Here is a 16,535-nt window from a genome sequence, read left to right as displayed (position 1 = left end):
TCCAGTAATGACTACTGCTAATCATTACCAATATACCAGATTTGAAAATTCTGTCAATTAAAACTAAATAAACCTATACCCCTGAAAATTTTTCAATGGAAATGGACCTTACCAGTCCTCAAATATCATGCCTTCCATGAATCGTGCATGTTTTGACTACCATCGTGCCGGATTATAAATATTCAAGCTGGGTTAAGAATAATCGAGCGGGAGTACTGATAATCATGCGGAAATTCCAATAATCATTCCTCAATGTCGAATTTCCTCTATAAATATAAAAAAAGTGAGTACTCACTTTTTTATTGACATTCAGTAAAAACTGAGTGATATTATTTGTGAGTGATTACTCACTTTTCAAACAAGGAGGTTTATAAAATGAACATTTTCAAAAACAAACTGGTACTCGCATCCCCACTTATCGCATTGGCTATCATCTTTATTTTCTCCCTGACTTTGTTCCCATCTGTTCAGCCTCAGCCAAAGAATCTGCCGATTGCGATTGTGAATGAAGACGAGGGTGTACAGTTACCGGAACAACCAAAGATGAACATGGGCGAAGTCATCGTTGAAAAGATGCAGATGACTTCTGGTGATGAAGCCCCTGCCGTGAAATGGGTGAATGTGAAAAGCAAAGAAGCTGTGCAAAGTGGCCTGGATCATCAGGAATACTATGCAGCCCTCGTCATCCCGAATGATTTCAGTGCGAAGCAGGCTTCACTGCGGACACCGGACCCCGCTTCCCCTGAAGTGGAAATCTACATCAATCAAGGTATGAACACAATGGCTGCCACGGCTGCCGGCCAAATCTTGAATGGTGTCGTGGACAACTTAAACAATACGGTCCGCGAGCAACTGCTCGATGGATTCGGGAAACAGAGCGCAACGCTGACTCCGCAACAAGTTTCAAAGCTTGTGAACCCCATCACCAAATCGGTGACGAACGTCAATGAAATCGGAACACATAGTGCTAACGGAAACTCCCCCGTGTCATTGTTCCAGCCCCTCTGGATGGCAAGCATGGCAAGTGCCGCGGTCATTTATCTCGCTGTCAGCAAACGAACGGCTTCAAGCCGACGAGAAGAGCTTGTGACGAGATTCATGCAGATTCTGACCGGAGCGGTTGTGGCTCTTGTCATCGGATTTGGCTTGACCTGGATCGCCGACGGACTCATAGGATTCCATATTCCCGATTTGTCCGATACCGCCTTGTTCCTGAGTATCACGTCATTCAGCTTTTTCCTGATGATTTCAGCGATCCTTTCTCTGATCGGTCTTAGAGGCATGCCTCTCTTTGTATTAATGTTGTTCTTCGGGGCTCCGCTTCTTGCCATGGCCCCTGAAATGATGTCATCGTTTTACCGTGATTGGTTCTATTCATGGCTGCCGATGAAGTTCATGGTAGAAGGCTTACGTGAATTGTTCTTCTTTGGAAAAGGATTGACGTGGAGTTCTTCCGTATCAACGCTTGTCTGGATTGGCCTTGGGAGTATGCTCGTCATATTGGCAACTGCGTTAAAACCCCATTCTGCGGTCGAAAAGACTGTAGAAGGATAATAAAAAAATGGTCAGGGCTTTTAGCTGCTGACCATTTTTTCATTCAGTCCAAATTAAAAAATCACCTTCCGATCCCGCTCGTCTTTCAATATTTCCACCGCTTCCCGGAAACGTTGGGAATGGATGATTTCCCGTTCCCTTAAGAAACGGAGTCCATCATTCAGGTCAGGGTCATCGCTCATATTGATGATCCACTGATAGGTGGCTCTCGCTTTTTCTTCGGCGGCAATGTCTTCATAGAGGTCTGCGATCGGGTCACCTTTTGCCTGGATGTAGGAAGCGGTGAAGGGGACACCGGCCGCATTTTGGTAAAAGATCGCGCCGTCATGATTCACGTAATGTGGATCGAGACCTGCGTCTTTCATTTGCTGCGGTGTGGCGTCTTTCACGAGTTTATACACCATGGTGGCGATCATTTCTAAATGGGCGAATTCCTCAGTACCGATGTCGGTCAGTAAGCCGATGACCTTATCGGGAATCGTATAACGCTGATTCAAGTATCTCAGTGCTGCCGCGAGCTCTCCGTCGGCGCCGCCGTACTGTTCGATCAGAAATTTGGCCAGCTTCGGATTACACGTACTGACCCGTACAGGATATTGAAGTTTTTTTTCATAAACCCACATAGTGTCTATCCTCTCCTTTATTCCGTTTTAGACCTGCCATGGCCAAGGCGCGTCTTTCCAGTCCCACGGATAGTTTGAATAGCTGTATCCGAACCCGGTCAAGGGACCGAATTCCTTTTCGAATTTCTTTTTGACTTTTTTCCTCATCCGTACATATTCGTTGTACTGCTTGATGGCCTCGTAATCATCAGGGTGTGTATCTAAGTACAAGGTAAGCTCGACGATGACGAAATCAACGGTCTGAAGTTCCTCCATCACCTCGTAATAATGAGCAGGAAGCTGTTTCATCACGAGTCACCGTCCGCATTCAGTTCATAAGGGCTGTAGTATGGATCATAGAACGCTTTCCAGAGCGTCCCTTTCCTCAATGCTTCCCGAGGTGTGAATTGCTCGAGATTGGCAGGCTGAAATCCCATATAGAGATTGGGCGGTGTCGAGTACACCTTCTTCGTGATCGGTGGACAAGGGTCAAAAGGACTGACGTATGGATAATACACTTTATAGTTTGTATGCACGGTATTCCCTCCTGATTTGGCAATATCTTTCTATTGTTATGCAGAAGAGGCTTCACCCATGACTTATGCCATCCGATTTAAATAAATCGTTGGAGATTGCGCATCATACTAAAGAAGCAAAACAATGAAGAGGTGAAGAACATTGACCATTATCGAGCTTTCATTCAGACTCATCCTTTCCTTCGTCCTGCTGCTTGCCCTTACCCGCATTATGGGAAGAAAAGAGATTTCCCAGATGACCTTCTTCAACTTTGTATCAGCCATTGCCATCGGGACATTGGGAGCATCCCTTGCCATAGATTCATCCATAAGTGTACGGAATGGAGTGATTGCGTTGGCGGGGTGGACCATTTTCACGATTGTAATGGGGCTTATCGACCTTAAATCGAAAGCATTCAGGAAAGCGGTTGAGGGTGTGCCCCGGGTTGTCGTCCGAAAAGGGGAAGTGATGGATGCAGAGCTGAGCAAAGTACGACTGGACCTTGATGCTTTGAACGTCCTGTTGAGAAAGAAAAATGTGTTTTCCATCAAAGAAGTGGACTACGCCATCTTTGAAACCGATGGAACCCTGTCTGTCATGAAAAAGGAGAAGCATCAACCTCTCACAAAGGGAGACCAACAGACTTTCACGAGCCTCAGTCCCACCCATCAGGTGGCAATGCCCACCGCTTTGATAGAAGACGGACAAGTAGTGATGAACAGTCTGCGCGAGCTTCAGCTGGATGAAAGTTGGCTGAAGGAACAATTAACCTCACAAGGAATCACTGACATGTCAGATGTGTTCTATGCGGAAATTCAAAAAGACGGAACGCTTGCGGTAGATCGATACAATGATGTCCTGAACTGACTGACAAGATGCCGGACCGATACCAGAAAAAAACGAATCAAATCAATCACCAACTGATTACATACTTTCCTGACTTTTTGAGAAAAATATTCATTGTGCTCGTACAATCGTTTTCGAAAGGTGGCACACTAATATGACGATCAGGAGGATGATGATGGGTATTTTAAGTGGAAATCCACAAGAAGAACCATTGCATTATGGTGAAGTATTTGGAACGTGGAACTATTTATTGACGGCGAAAGCCACCGTGGCTGGGTATCAGATGCAGCTTAATCACGCCGGGGATGATGATCTGAAGAAATTACTGAAAGATAGCATCGAAGGCGGTCAGGAAGAAATCAAGCAAGTCGAGAAACTGTTAAAGGAAAATGGGATCGGACTTCCTCCCACTCCACCAGAGCCTCCACATGCGTGCCTGGATGATATCCCGACTGGTGCCCGGATGCCGGATCCGTCCATTGCAGCAGGAATGTCTGCGAATATCGCCGCAGGATTAGTGGCCTGCAGCGCCATCATGGGTCAAAGCATCCGTGAAGACGTTGCAATGATGTTCGGCCAATTTCATATGCAAAAAGCACAATTGGGTGCGAAAGTCTTAAAAATGAACAAAGAAAAGGGATGGCTGATTCCTCCCCCGCTTCATAAAAACAAAAACGAACATTGTGAGTAATCCATGAAATAGAAAGATTCTCAGGTTGTGACTGTTTTCCAGTCGACCTGAGAATCTTTTTTTATTGGGGGGGGACCAGAGAAATCCCCAATTATGGCTTCAAAATCACCTTGATGCAATCGTCTTCTTTCTCATTAAAGAGATGATACCCTTTTGCTGCCTCTTCAAGCTTAAGTTTATGCGTAATGATGGATGTCGAGTCGATTTCGCCTTTGACGATTTGATCGTAAAGTGGTGCCATATAGGCTCTCGCCGGGGCCTGACCCATTTTCAACGTAATATTCCGGGAGAAGAATGCCCCGAGTGGGAACATATTATAAAGTCCGCCATATACCCCGGTCAGTTGAACCGTTCCACACTTTCTGACTGCTTTGGTCGCAATCTGGATCGGCCCGAGCGTTCCTCCCTGGAGCTTCAACTTCTGTTCCATGAATTCAATGGGAGACTTCTTCCCATCCATCCCGACGCAGTCAATGACCACGTCCGCTCCGCCTTTCGTCAACTCTTTTAATGTTTCTCCCATATCATCGTACTGAGTGAAATCATAGGTTTCTGTATGGTTCATCCTTTTGGAGTGACGCAGGCGGTAATCGAAATAATCCACGGCGATGACCCTCTCTGCCCCTTTTTTCCAGGCAAACTGCTGGGCCATCAATCCGACAGGACCGCATCCGAGGACAATGACCGTATCCCCCTTTTTCACTCCGGCATTCTCCACACTCCAATAGGCAGTCGGAAGTACATCGGATAATAAGAGGAGTTCTTCATCTTCCAGTTCACACCTCTCCGGTACTAAAAACGGGGTGTAGTTCCCGTATGGAACTCGGAGATATTCCGCCTGTCCCCCGGGGTAATTACCGAATTTCTCCGAATACCCAAGCAATCCTCCAGAGTCATAATGAGGGTTCGAATGATCGCATTGACTTTCCAAATGCTGCTCACAATACGGACATGCCCCGCACGCCACGGTGAACGGGATGATCACACGGTCTCCCTTTTTGACCTTCGTCACATCTTTCCCGACTTCCTCCACGATCCCCATCGGTTCATGTCCAATGACATATCCGATCGGGAGCGGGAAATTCCCTTTGTAAAGATGTAAGTCGGATCCACAGATGGCGGTGGATGTAATGCTGACGATGATATCCTCCGAGTCCTGGATCCGCGGGTCCTCCACCTTCTTGACGGCAACAGAATTCTTTCCTTGATACGTGACGGCTTTCATGGTGTTCCTCCTTTATTGAAGATGTTTTGGGGGAGAATTGACGGAAGAATGCTGCTTGATTTCTTGAAAGATATCTTCGCCTCCCCTTTTTTCACTGACCGGTCTTGCGACAGTGGGTGGAACCTGAAGCATATTGATCAGTCTCTGTAACTCTGACTGGAGCTGTGCAAACTCTTTCATCGTGACCGGCTTCGCACTTGGCATCAACTCCACGCCCACTTGTCCATTCGGCTCAAGGGTCGCCCATTTGACATCCGACAGTTGACTGACTCCCTGCTGCCGCAGTTTCATTTCAAGCTGATCCACCGTCATCCGTAACTTTTTAAAGTTCTTCTCGTCGATGACGCCATTTTCCATCAGAATCTTTGACTTTCCAGTGATGAACTGTTCGACTCGATCTGATTTCACCTGAAGGTATTCGATGACGATGAGGGTGAGGACAAGAGTCAACCCGACGCCCATCGTAGTCCAAATATTTTTACCGGCCACAGGCTGAATGAGTAGTGAGCCGATTCCGATCATAATCACCGTCTGAGCAAGCGTCATCTGGGAGATCGACTTTCTCCCGGCGACCCTTAGCAATAAGGTTCCTGCCAGAACAATGAGAATGGCTTTCCAAATCCAATCCAAATCCATTTCAATCCCTTCCTTCGTTAAAAATCCCTCTTCAATTGAAGAGGGAAAAGGTATGTGTCTGTTATTTTTCCCCACTGCTGCAAAATTATCCTGACAATTGAGTCAATGGGGGTTGCGGTTAGCAGGAAGAGCTTCTTCGTCAAAATGGTCAAGCAAGTACCGCAAAGATTCCTCCAGCTCTTTCCCCTCCATCATTTCTCCATGACCTGTGACCGCTATCTTTGGATTCAGATTGGATAAGGTCGTCACCGATTCTCTAGCCGCTCTCCAATCCATCGTGAAATACTTCGGCGGCCCACTGATTTGTTTCTTTTGAAGCATTACCCTGTACAGGGACTCCTGTTTCACTGTCACAAAAGCGTCCCCTGCAATCAATGTCCCATCCGACTCCCGGTACAGAGATACGTGTCCCGGCGTATGTCCCGGTGTATGGATCCATTTCCAACCTTCCATAAAGGGGACCGCGCCATTTGCCGGGAGGACGTGAAGTTTGTCAGAAACATCAATGCCGTGATGTGGATACAATGGGGACAACTCGCTCACCAATCCCCCATCTACCGTCGGGTCCCCTTTTGGATAATCCATTTTTCCATTAAGATACGGAATTTCCAGTTCATGTGCATACACAGGTACATCCCATTCCTCCAACAGTGGCTCAAGCGACCCGACATGATCGAAATGACCATGGGTCAACACAATCGCCATTGGTTTACCGGAATGACCGAACCGTTCTTCTGCCGCCTCCATAATCTTTTCCTTTGAATGAGGCATCCCACAATCAATCATCACCCACTCCCTGCTTCCCGGGACCCCGTAGAAACAGACATTTACGATCTGGTTTGTCCAATAATATAGATCATTTCGTACTTCCTCCCCCTTCCCACTGTTTACACTGTAGAAAGGCAGATGCGAATCGGAAAAATCGCTATCCAAATGCTTCATTTTTTACCTCCTTTTGCAGTTGCACCGGATTTTTCAGGTTTGATAAAAATCAACACAAGCAGAAACATCAATAGACCAAGCACACCCGCTCCAATCAGGCTTACATTCAGGAGGGATTTCATTAATACCGCCATCAACGGCGGACCGGCTGCCACCCCGATGAACCGGGATGAACTATAGAACGAGGAGATCGTTCCCCTCTGTTCTTTCTCGATGTTTTCGGTGATCAACGCGTCCATCGTCGGCAGGAGTGCACCGATCGAGAGACCGAGGAAGCTTGAGACAACCAGGAGAAGAACCAGACGCTGATCCACAAACCCTATTAAGGCGACACTGATGCTCATCAGAATCAAACTCACCGTCATGATCACCTTCATGACCTTCAGCTCACCCTTGATCTTCCTGCCTGTAATAAAGGATGAAATGCACAGAGCAAGTAGCGGGATGGCGAGAACAAAACCTTTTTTCACCCCGTACAGTCCATGGGTTTTCTCCAATGAATCAGATAGGAAAAACAGGACGGCAAACAGGACGAGCATAATGTAGATCCCGACAAGAAAGACAGTAAAGATCCATTTCCCCTCCTGCTTGAAGATCTTTTTCGTACTCTGGATGAAGGCGGAAAGGGCCACGGGTTCTTCCTTCTTCTTAGGAACTTTAATAAAAAAGAGAACAAGAACAATCGAAATGAGACTGAAAACAGAAATAGAGAAGAACGGAAGATACCATAAATACGCAGCAAACAAAGCCCCCAATATGGGACTCAGCACCTTGCCGAATGTATTGGACGTCTCGATCAATCCAAGACAGGAACTCGTCTTTTCATCATCATCCTTATACAGATCACCCACCAGGGGCAAGATGATCGGAGCCGCCCCGGCAGCACCGATCCCCTGAAGGACACGTCCGATAATGATCCAGGTAAAGGGATCGTCCATTTTCCAAGAGGCATAGCCTGCGACCAACCCGCCAATTAAAGCAATCAGCAAGCTCGGCAGAATGACCACCTTCCTGCCGAAGCGATCCGATAAATAGCCAGCCACTGGAATCAGAAAGATCGACGCAATCGAGTAACTTGTAATAATCATACTGGTCTGAAAAGAAGTGATCCCCACTTCTTTTTCAAAAATAGGGAGTACAGGAATCAGCATGGAGTTTCCCAAGGTCATCACCAAAGGAATCGATGCCATGCTCACCACACACCAATTGCTAATCTTCGTTGTGCTTTTGCATTGTTCTTTCAACTAAACCACCCTTTTGGATTGATCTGCTATTTATTCAGTATTTGAATAAGGAGGAAAGAACATTCGCTGAAAAGACTGGCAAATTTGAGATGGAGGGAAAGGAGGAAAATCATCAAGCAAAAAAAGAACCAACAAGAGCTTCCTTTCAGGTAAAGGAAAATGCTCCTGTTGATTCATTTACAACTCTTTTTGATCCACATTCAATTCAATCAGATTCCCATCCGGGTCCGCACAGAAAATCTGGGCAAAGCCGCTTTTGGAATCGGGTTTCTCTAAAATTTCAACATCTTTCTCCTTTAACCATCGAAGCGTCTCATGGTAGTTCTCCACTCTGAGGGCAAAATGTCCTTCGCGGCTGGATAGATGCTTGTCTTTCCGGATCGTCTGAGAAGACGCGTCCGCGATCAAATGAAGCTGCTGACCCTCTATGTCATACCAGGTTCCCGGAAAACCGAAATCCGGACGCGGGATTTCCTTTAAACACAGAACGTCCCCGTAAAACACTTTCGCCCTCTCAAGATCCGTCACATTCAAACTCACATGATGAAGACAACTGTACTTAATCAATTGGCTCACTTCCTTCCACTCGGCTTTCTATTCATTTTACAGAAGAAACGGCAGTTTGGCGAGAGGGACGGACCTCTGTTGATGCAACCAAAAGCCCTATTTCAATGGGTTTCCTCCACAAAAGGATATGAAAAAGGAGGTCCGTCCCTCAACGTACAGACCCTGTTCAGGCTTTTTTAACATCGACTTCTGGGAATCATGCGAGTTTTGTATGTCATCATGCAGGAATTGAAAAAATTATGCTGGATTCAAATTTTTCATGCGGGATATGAGATTATCATGCCACTTTATCCATAATCATGCCGCCGTGTCGAATTTTCTTTATATATCTCCAATTAAAAAATGGTCAGGGCATATAGCCGCTGACCATTCATTAAGACCCTCCTGAATTTTTGTTCACATTGTTATTTTTATCCGCTTCATCCATCTTCATGGCGTGCTCTGTAAGATCAGGAGGCGTCATACCTGACTTTTTCTCAAAATAAATCGCGATGCCTGAGACCAGAACGATCGGGAACAGGATGAATAACCAGATCATGTGTGAGCTCTCCTTTCTATTTCCCATGGCTCATTTCAATAAACTCAACGCTATCTAAAACGCCTCATAACATTCCCTGCAATGCTGCCCATTCATCTGTCGCTCATTCTTCGCTCCGCAATTCGGGCAAGTGACGATCACTGACTGCTGATCAATCCCTTTGCGGTTGTGCATGTATTGACCGAGTGCTTTATTGGCAAGAAAGACCGTCCCCACAACGGCACAACCGATAGCCGCTACGATGATAATCAGGAAAATACCATCCAACACCATTCAACCCTTTCTGAATATCTCTTACTTATCTATACGGTCGGACAAGTAAAAAGTTTCAAGATGAGAGGGACGGACCTCTGAAATTCCTATCAAAACGCCTATACTAATGGGATTCACCTCAAAAATGAGCTGAAAACAGAGGTCCGTCCCTCGCCCTTCAAAAAAACAAGGTCCGTCCCTATCGCAGTGAGGGGCGGACCTTTGTGTGGGCCGGGTTGGGAAGGGTTCCTTCTCCTTCTTCTTTGTAGATGGGGAAGGATAGGATGACGGAGGTTCCTTTGCCGGGTTTGCTTTGGACGTTGATGGTGCCTTTCATGCCTTCTGTGAGTTGGTAGGCGGTCATCATGCCGAGGCCTGTCCCGTTTTTGCCTTTCATGGAGAAGTATGGTTCGCCGAGGCGCATGAGTTGTTCTTTGGTCATGCCGATTCCCGTATCGTTGATGACGATGAACACCCTTTCATTTTCCTGATAGCTGAAAATCCGGAGCGTCCCACCCGTTTCCATTGCTTCGAGACCATTTTTCATGATGTTGATGAGAATCTGCTGGAGCTTGTTGGGATCCCCCTTGATGGAGTGATGATGTAAAATGTTCACCTTCAGGATGATTCCTTTTTTCACCGCCAGAGGCATGATGATTTCCTTGGAACGGTTCATTTCATCCCGGATTTCCACTTCTACCTCAAGTTCAGGGTGCGGACGGGCAAAGTCCAAGTATTGATTGATCACTTCTGTCGCACGGTCGATTTCCCTGACGGCGACCTTCGACAGCTCACTATTCGTGCTGACGTTGGTTGGATCCTCATTAATCAGCTGAAGGAACCCCTTCACCGTGGTGAGCGGATTCCGCACTTCATGACTCATGCTTGCCGCCAGGTGACTGACCACCTGCATCTTCTCGTATTTGATAGCTTCCAGTTGAAGAATATAGATGGTCCGGATAATTTCACACAGATAAAAGACGAAGAACGTCGATCCGCTGAGGACAGCCGAATAAATCAAGAACGTGTGATCATACGTGAAGTGAAAAATAATGGACGGGATCCATAATGAAAGGACCGAGTATCCAAACGCAAAGAGCGTGTACCAGTACACCCTCGTCTTCCACGTTTTCCCCTCCCATCTCGGACGCATATACAGGATCAACAGCGTGAAGAGAACCGCCATGACCAAGGTCACCCATAATCCAGGACCCATCATCGGGGCACGAACCGCGATCATTGTTAGAGCGAGCCATGGCAGGACCCGGTTCCCTCCATAGATTCCCCCGAGGAGAAACGGGATAAAACGCAAGTCATATACAAATCCATCTTCCAAGCGGACACTCAAAGCAAGACTGAATAAGATAAGCAGCGAACTGGCCAAGTAAATCGACAAGGGCTTAATGTGAAGCTTATGTACTTTATTTCGGGAAAGATAATGAAAGCTTATCAGTAAAATGATGATCAATATGGCAAGGAGATTAAGAAGTAGACCGGTCAATAAATCAGAATGATTCATCGGTATGGCTTCCCTACTTTCAGTAATTTTAAAAGATTGAAAAAAATCATACGTTACATTCTATTATAACTGAAATGATCGAAGAGTGTTTTATTTTTATTAAAGGGATCTCCGACTTCTTTCTCCATCCCTTGTCCATAATAGGAAGAAATGCTTTGATAAGGAGATACCCTATGGATGGAGTTTTAATACCAATAGGAAGAACGGTGATCAGTTTTCTATTGCTGGTCATTGTCACATTAGCCATCGGCAAACATATCAACTCACACAAAAATCATTACAGCTTCGCCCTGTCCATCACAGTGGGTTCCTGCATTGCCAATATGGGCTTTGATACGGAGCTTGATTTTTCCCATATCCTCATTTCTTTTTTAGTACTGGTTCTATTATTTTATCTATTGTTGATCCTTTCCTCGAAAAACCGGCTTTTAAGAAAATGGTTATCAGGGCGTCCCACGATTCTGATGGAAGAGGGGAAAATTTTGGAGGAGAATATGAAGAAATTAAAGTTCACGATGGATGACTTGAAGCAGCATCTCCGGGAACTCGGTGTGTTTGACATAAACGAAGTGGAATATGCCCTGTTAGAAGTGAGCGGGGTTCTGTCCATCAAAAAGAAAAACCTTTTTCTTCCACTCACAAAGGCAGACATGAAGATGGACCCTTCCCCCTCTGCTTCCATTCCCATCGAATTAATAATGGAAGGAAAGCAGATTGCAAACAATCTGACCACTCCCTATACGTTACAATGGCTGGAGTCTGAAGTGAACAGGAGAGGGATCACATTGAATGACATTTATTATGCTGTGATCAACAGCAATGGCATCCTGTTCATCGACTCTTTTAACGACCATATCCCCAGTGAACGAACGGACAGATAAAAGCATATAGTATCCAGACGCCCAATACTACCAATTAAATGGGAGAGTGACTGTATGGTCCATTACCGAACACCCGGGAATTTCTTTGTCTATCTACCTGACCCCAAGTACTATCCCCATCACAGACAATATACAGGAGGGTATGATACCCACGTGCACATGATCGAAACACAGTATTCCCAGTTGAATCGAAAAGTGCAGCGCCTGCTCGAAAGGGTCGAGCACATTGAAAGATACCTTGGGATCAAGCCGTAGTCAGCAGATGAAAAACAGGGGACAGTTGCCTCGTCTCAGGTACCTGTCCCCGTGTTTTTTTCCCTTAAAGGGGCAGCCGGATCACAAACTTCGTCCCCTCGCCCTTCTCACTGAACACATCAATCGACCCATCATGCATAAGGACCAATTGCTTCACAATGGAGAGTCCGATGCCGAATTCACCGTATGGATTATTCGTCCGGGACAGGTCCGCTTTATAAAAACGGCGCCAAATGGACTTGATTTCCTCAGGATCCATGCCGATTCCGTTGTCTTCGATTTCAATGACCGTTTCGTTGCCGGAAGAGGATCCCCTTAACGTGATCGTGCCGCCAGTGGTGAACTGGATGCTGTTTTTTGTAATGTTGATCAGGATTTGGACGAGGCGGTCGTAGTCGGCATGAACCTCTGCCTCCCCGCTCGCAACAACCGTGATGGTATTCCCTTTTTCTTCTGCCTGCAGATCGAGCTGGTCCTTGATCACTTCGAAAATATCGAGTAACGCCAGGGTCACTTTCGAAAGGACGACCTGATTGGAACGGATTTTTTCATAATCAAGGTTCTCGTTCACGAGGCGGATCAGCCTCATCGTTTCCTGGCTGACAAGACCGAAGCTTTTCTCTTTCTGTTCTTCCGGGATCATGTCATTCCGGATTCCTTCAATGACGCCGCGAATCGTCGTCAGGGGGGTCCTCAGTTCGTGGGACACATCGGCCATGAACTGCCGTCTCCGGTTTTCCAGGGCGTCGATTTCCTCTTTCGATGCCCGGAGTTTCGTCACCATTTCATTAAAATCTTCGGCAAGATCCCCAATTTCATCGAAGTTGGAGCTTGGGACATGTACATCATAATCTCCTGATGATACCTGTGACGTGGCATCCCTCATCCGCTGGATCCGTTTCACATGAAGCTTCGACAGAAACCAGCTGACCAAAACGGAAATGGCCAATGCCAGAAGTGCGATATACAAAAGATAGTGATTGATTTCACTCAACATTTCCCTCGAACCGCTGATCGGGGAAATCAGGATCAGTCCGCCCGTCAGCTGTTCATTGACCACCCGGGGCATGATGACGAGTGATACCGCCTGATCAAATCGGCCGAAATCTTTTTTCAAAGGAACGGTTTCACCGCTCTCGATTTGTTCCCATTCTTCTTTCGAGAGCTCGATACGAGGATAGACCCCTCCACTTGAAAAAGATACTTCCCCCTGACGATTGAATGTAATTACATCAATATTCCGGGCGTGAAGCAAGTTACTGTATTCATCCAGATAAAGAGGCCGTCTCGGACTGGGCCTTTCAAGATCGGATAAAATCTTATCTCCATACGTCCGGAGCTCCGTCACCTTATTTTCATACACCAGGTTTTCGACATAATGGGAAAACAGGAGGCCGAGGATCACAAAGGCGATGATGAGGACGCTTGTGTGACTGAGAAGCAGCTGATACAGATATCTAAACTTCATCCCCGGCCGCCGCCTCATCGAATTTATATCCTACGCCCCACACCGTGTGGAGGTAAGGCTTGTCCTTGCTTCCGATCTTATTGCGCAAACGCTTGATATGCACATCCACCGTCCGCTCGTCTCCGTAGAAATCATAGCCCCATACCCGTTCGAGAAGCTGCTCCCTTGAGAACACCTGACGCGGATGCTGGGAAAGATAATACAGAAGTTCAAACTCTTTCGGCGTCAGATTCGTAAGGGGAACCCCTTTCAGGAAAACTTCACGGGTTTCCTTGCTGATCCGGAAGTCGGACGCGGCAACATCCTGCGTTCCAGTACTGTTCTTCTCACCTTGACCCTGGTAGCGACGCGTCACCGCCCGGATCCTTGCCATCAGGGCCAGTGGCGAAAAGGGCTTCGTCACATAATCATCGGCACCGAGTTCAAGACCGAGCACTTGATCGGACTCACTGTCCTTCGCCGTCAGCATGATCACCGGCACCTGGGACCCTTCCTCCCTGATCTTCCTGCAGATCGTCACGCCGTCCATCCCGGGAAGCATCCAGTCGAGGATGACAAGATCCCACTCACCTTCCCGATAGCGACGGTACCCTTCCGCTCCGTCATGGACAAACTCACCCTTTATATCTTCTTTTAAAAAAAACATCTCAAGCATGCTTGTGACGCTTTGATTGTCTTCTACGACCAACACGTTCATAACCATCGCTCCTTTCCGAGCCACGGGGACAGGCACCCCTGCTTCCCTTCCCGATTTCTCTCTATCTAAATTATAGTCGTTTTGACCAATTCCTTCTATTAATATCCTGCAATCGAAAAACCCCCGCTCTTATGGCGGGGATTTTCGTTCCTATAATGATTCACTTTGAGATTCGTCCATCGGTTCACTCTCTCCAGCTTCATGAGATCCTTTTCCGTGCCCGGGGCCGTGATGCCCCTTACCACCCATATGGAAAAACAATCCCTCTTCCTTATTGAATGGGAAGAAATCCAGTTTCTTCGCTTCATCCGCATGATCCTTCATGATTTCGGCCATCAGTTCCCTCGAGTTTTTGTCTTTCGTTTCGATGCCAAGGTCCTTCGCAGCTTTCAAGATCGACGCGTCGAATACTTCCTGCTGTAATTCATGATGATCTTTTCCTTCTGTCTCTATGCCAAGGTCCTTCGCCTGTTTCGTAAGGGCTGCTTGTCTGACTTGATCAGCGAGTGTGTTCAAATCCTTGCCCTCGGTCTCCACTCCAAGTTCTTTGGCCCGTTGTTTCACCAGGGCTTCCCTTACTTTTTGAGCCAATTCGTCCTGGCCTTTTCCATCCGTTGCGATACCGAGTTCCTTCGCTTTCTTGTTCAGCTCTGCCTGTCGGATTTCATCCATGACGGCATGATGATCTTTTCCGTCGGTGTTGATCCCCAATGCTTCCGCTCTTTTCTCAAGTTCGGCAACCATGATTTCCTTGGCGAGTTCACGTGCGTCCTTATCGGTGGTGTCGATCCCAAGTTCATCGGCTTTTTCCTTCAGCTGATCTTCATTCAGCTTAAACTTCCCTGGTCCTCCGTGATGACCGCCAAATACACCCTCGGACTTTTCGCTGACAGCCGCCGAGTCACTTGTCTTTCCGGCATCCTCTTCAGCGGCGAATGCCGGCAGTGCCCCCGCGATCCCGATTGCTAATACACCTGCAAGTGCCAATGCTCTCTTATTGTTCATCTGATTTCCTCCTTTTTATATGGCAGCCACTTCATCCTGCTGCTCCATCATTATTTCCAGAAGATATGACCAAATCATGAACAAACCATGACCGGTTTATGAATCTTTTAATGTATTTTCAATCTTATACTCTTTTTTCTTCTCACTAAGCCACGTGCCATACTCCGTCTGAAGCGCCTGATCAAAGAGGATGTCTTTGATTTCATCTTTATGGTCGGCAAGAACCGCCTCTTTCGCTTCTTTCTTGCCCGTCACCTTGATGATATGGTAGCCGAATTCCGTCTTGACCGGGTCACTGATTTCACCCTCCTTCATCGAAAACGCCTTATCATCAAACTCCGACACCATTTCACCTTTGCCAAAATAACCAAGCTCTCCGCCTGACTCGGCATTCGAGGTGTCAGTGGAATATTCCTTCGCAAGCTCGGCAAAATCTCCACCTTCATCGAGTTTTTTCTTCACTTCCTGTGCTGTTTTTTCATCGTCCACGAGAATATGACTGGCCTCAACCTGCTCTTTTTGTGCAAACGTATCCTTATTCGCTTCAAAGTATTCTTTCACCTGATCATCCGTAATCTTGATCCGGTCCTTCAGCAATTTCTCCGTCAACAAGTACGTCTTGATATTTTCTTTGACACTATCGAGATCCGACCCGCTTGAAGCGAGGGCTTCATTGAATGCCTCTTCACTGTCATACTGCCCTTTGATCTTCTCCAATTCTTTCTTGATCTCACTATCCTTCACCGTGAGATCTTTCTTCTCACTCTCAAGCTTCACAATCTTCTCGGCAATCAACGTGTCCAGGGCGCCATCCCCGTACTGATCCACTAGCGTCGTATACAAATCGTCTTTACTGATGGACTCACTGCCCACTTTGGCGACCACATCTTCTTTGGAAAAACCAAACACCGCAAGCAGCGATCCGATGAGGACAACCCCTCCAATGATGCTCCATAATGTGATCGATCGTTTTTTCTTCGTCACTAACCCGTACTCCTTTTATGTTTATTTGTTTGGTTGGTGTTTTGGTGTTTTGGTGTTTTGGTGTTTTGGTGCCAGGTACATTTCGGTATATTTGGTGCCTGGTACATTTCGTA

General features: G+C 46.7%; 20 protein-coding genes. 5 read left to right on the top strand and 15 right to left on the bottom strand.

Annotated elements, in window-relative coordinates; genetic code table 11:
• Window positions 1-381: 381 nt before the first annotated feature.
• Window positions 382-1,554, top strand: coding sequence for a YhgE/Pip domain-containing protein (locus AM506_RS06360; RefSeq protein WP_060671848.1), 1,173 nt, complete (start codon window positions 382-384; stop codon window positions 1,552-1,554).
• 53 nt (window positions 1,555-1,607) lie between these two features.
• Here the strand turns inward: AM506_RS06360 and AM506_RS06355 are convergent, their stop codons facing one another.
• Genes AM506_RS06355 through AM506_RS06345 form a run of 3 tightly spaced genes read right to left on the bottom strand, consistent with a single transcriptional unit; the run spans window position 1,608 to window position 2,692 of the window.
• Window positions 1,608-2,177, bottom strand: a complete 570-nt coding sequence (locus tag AM506_RS06355) for a manganese catalase family protein (protein WP_060671658.1) — start codon at window positions 2,175-2,177, stop codon at window positions 1,608-1,610.
• A 27-nt stretch (window positions 2,178-2,204) separates the two neighbouring features.
• Window positions 2,205-2,465 carry a spore coat protein CotJB gene (locus AM506_RS06350; protein ID WP_060671657.1) on the bottom strand — a complete coding sequence of 87 codons (261 nt, stop codon included), beginning with the start codon at window positions 2,463-2,465 and terminating at the stop codon, window positions 2,205-2,207.
• Window positions 2,465-2,692 (bottom strand): spore coat associated protein CotJA, encoded by a 228-nt coding sequence (locus AM506_RS06345; protein WP_060671656.1) that lies wholly within the window; start codon window positions 2,690-2,692, stop codon window positions 2,465-2,467. Before AM506_RS06345 ends, AM506_RS06350 begins: the two co-directional genes overlap by 1 nt.
• A 142-nt stretch (window positions 2,693-2,834) precedes the next feature.
• On the opposite strand from AM506_RS06345, the gene AM506_RS06340 reads away from it, so the two are divergent.
• Entirely contained in the window at window positions 2,835-3,539 is a 705-nt protein-coding gene (locus tag AM506_RS06340; protein WP_060671655.1) for a YetF domain-containing protein, read from the top strand.
• Between the two features lie 154 nt (window positions 3,540-3,693).
• Window positions 3,694-4,209: a DUF3231 family protein gene (locus AM506_RS06335; RefSeq protein WP_060671847.1), complete on the top strand. Its 516-nt coding sequence runs from the start codon at window positions 3,694-3,696 to the stop codon at window positions 4,207-4,209.
• Between the two features lie 91 nt (window positions 4,210-4,300).
• Here AM506_RS06335 and AM506_RS06330 read toward each other — a convergent pair whose 3' ends face one another.
• The 8 genes from AM506_RS06330 to AM506_RS06300 form a co-directional block, all read right to left on the bottom strand.
• Complete coding sequence (locus AM506_RS06330) at window positions 4,301-5,434, bottom strand: zinc-dependent alcohol dehydrogenase (RefSeq protein ID WP_060671654.1); 1,134 nt, start codon at window positions 5,432-5,434, stop codon at window positions 4,301-4,303.
• A 12-nt stretch (window positions 5,435-5,446) separates the two neighbouring features.
• Window positions 5,447-6,070, bottom strand: a complete 624-nt coding sequence (locus AM506_RS06325; RefSeq protein ID WP_060671846.1) for a DUF421 domain-containing protein — start codon at window positions 6,068-6,070, stop codon at window positions 5,447-5,449.
• 102 nt (window positions 6,071-6,172) lie between these two features.
• Window positions 6,173-7,012, bottom strand: coding sequence for an MBL fold metallo-hydrolase (locus AM506_RS06320; protein ID WP_060671653.1), 840 nt, complete (start codon window positions 7,010-7,012; stop codon window positions 6,173-6,175).
• Window positions 7,009-8,202 carry an MFS transporter gene (locus AM506_RS06315; protein ID WP_060671652.1) on the bottom strand — a complete coding sequence of 398 codons (1,194 nt, stop codon included), beginning with the start codon at window positions 8,200-8,202 and terminating at the stop codon, window positions 7,009-7,011. The genes AM506_RS06320 and AM506_RS06315 overlap by 4 nt, the downstream gene beginning before the upstream one ends.
• 231 nt (window positions 8,203-8,433) lie before the next feature.
• Window positions 8,434-8,823 carry a VOC family protein gene (locus AM506_RS06310; protein ID WP_060671651.1) on the bottom strand — a complete coding sequence of 130 codons (390 nt, stop codon included), beginning with the start codon at window positions 8,821-8,823 and terminating at the stop codon, window positions 8,434-8,436.
• Window positions 8,824-9,196: 373 nt separating this feature from the next.
• Window positions 9,197-9,361 carry a hypothetical protein gene (locus AM506_RS22690; protein WP_160316852.1) on the bottom strand — a complete coding sequence of 55 codons (165 nt, stop codon included), beginning with the start codon at window positions 9,359-9,361 and terminating at the stop codon, window positions 9,197-9,199.
• Window positions 9,362-9,415: 54 nt separating this feature from the next.
• The gene (locus AM506_RS06305; RefSeq protein WP_152968539.1) at window positions 9,416-9,628 is read right to left on the bottom strand and encodes a hypothetical protein; all 213 of its coding nucleotides are present in this window, start codon (window positions 9,626-9,628) and stop codon (window positions 9,416-9,418) included.
• 184 nt (window positions 9,629-9,812) lie between these two features.
• Entirely contained in the window at window positions 9,813-11,132 is a 1,320-nt protein-coding gene (locus tag AM506_RS06300; RefSeq protein WP_060671649.1) for a sensor histidine kinase, read from the bottom strand.
• A 173-nt stretch (window positions 11,133-11,305) separates the two neighbouring features.
• On the opposite strand from AM506_RS06300, the gene AM506_RS06295 reads away from it, so the two are divergent.
• Window positions 11,306-12,013, top strand: a complete 708-nt coding sequence (locus AM506_RS06295; protein ID WP_060671648.1) for a DUF421 domain-containing protein — start codon at window positions 11,306-11,308, stop codon at window positions 12,011-12,013.
• Between the two features lie 54 nt (window positions 12,014-12,067).
• The gene (locus AM506_RS06290) at window positions 12,068-12,268 is read left to right on the top strand and encodes a hypothetical protein (RefSeq protein WP_060671647.1); all 201 of its coding nucleotides are present in this window, start codon (window positions 12,068-12,070) and stop codon (window positions 12,266-12,268) included.
• A 64-nt stretch (window positions 12,269-12,332) separates the two neighbouring features.
• Here AM506_RS06290 and AM506_RS06285 read toward each other — a convergent pair whose 3' ends face one another.
• From AM506_RS06285 to AM506_RS06270, 4 genes are all read right to left on the bottom strand, one after another.
• The gene (locus AM506_RS06285) at window positions 12,333-13,736 is read right to left on the bottom strand and encodes a HAMP domain-containing sensor histidine kinase (RefSeq protein WP_060671646.1); all 1,404 of its coding nucleotides are present in this window, start codon (window positions 13,734-13,736) and stop codon (window positions 12,333-12,335) included.
• On the bottom strand, window positions 13,726-14,433 hold the full coding sequence (locus tag AM506_RS06280; RefSeq protein WP_060671645.1) for a response regulator transcription factor: 708 nt from the start codon (window positions 14,431-14,433) through the stop codon (window positions 13,726-13,728). Before AM506_RS06280 ends, AM506_RS06285 begins: the two co-directional genes overlap by 11 nt.
• A 150-nt stretch (window positions 14,434-14,583) precedes the next feature.
• Complete coding sequence (locus tag AM506_RS06275) at window positions 14,584-15,438, bottom strand: hypothetical protein (protein WP_060671644.1); 855 nt, start codon at window positions 15,436-15,438, stop codon at window positions 14,584-14,586.
• 96 nt (window positions 15,439-15,534) lie between these two features.
• Window positions 15,535-16,422, bottom strand: coding sequence for a peptidylprolyl isomerase (locus AM506_RS06270; protein WP_060671643.1), 888 nt, complete (start codon window positions 16,420-16,422; stop codon window positions 15,535-15,537).
• Window positions 16,423-16,535 lie beyond the last annotated feature (113 nt).

It is taken from the genome of Rossellomorea vietnamensis (assembly GCF_001305855.1).
Classification (GTDB): Bacteria; Bacillota; Bacilli; order Bacillales; family Bacillaceae_B; genus Rossellomorea; species Rossellomorea vietnamensis_A.
This window is presented reverse-complemented; position numbering and strand designations above follow the sequence as displayed.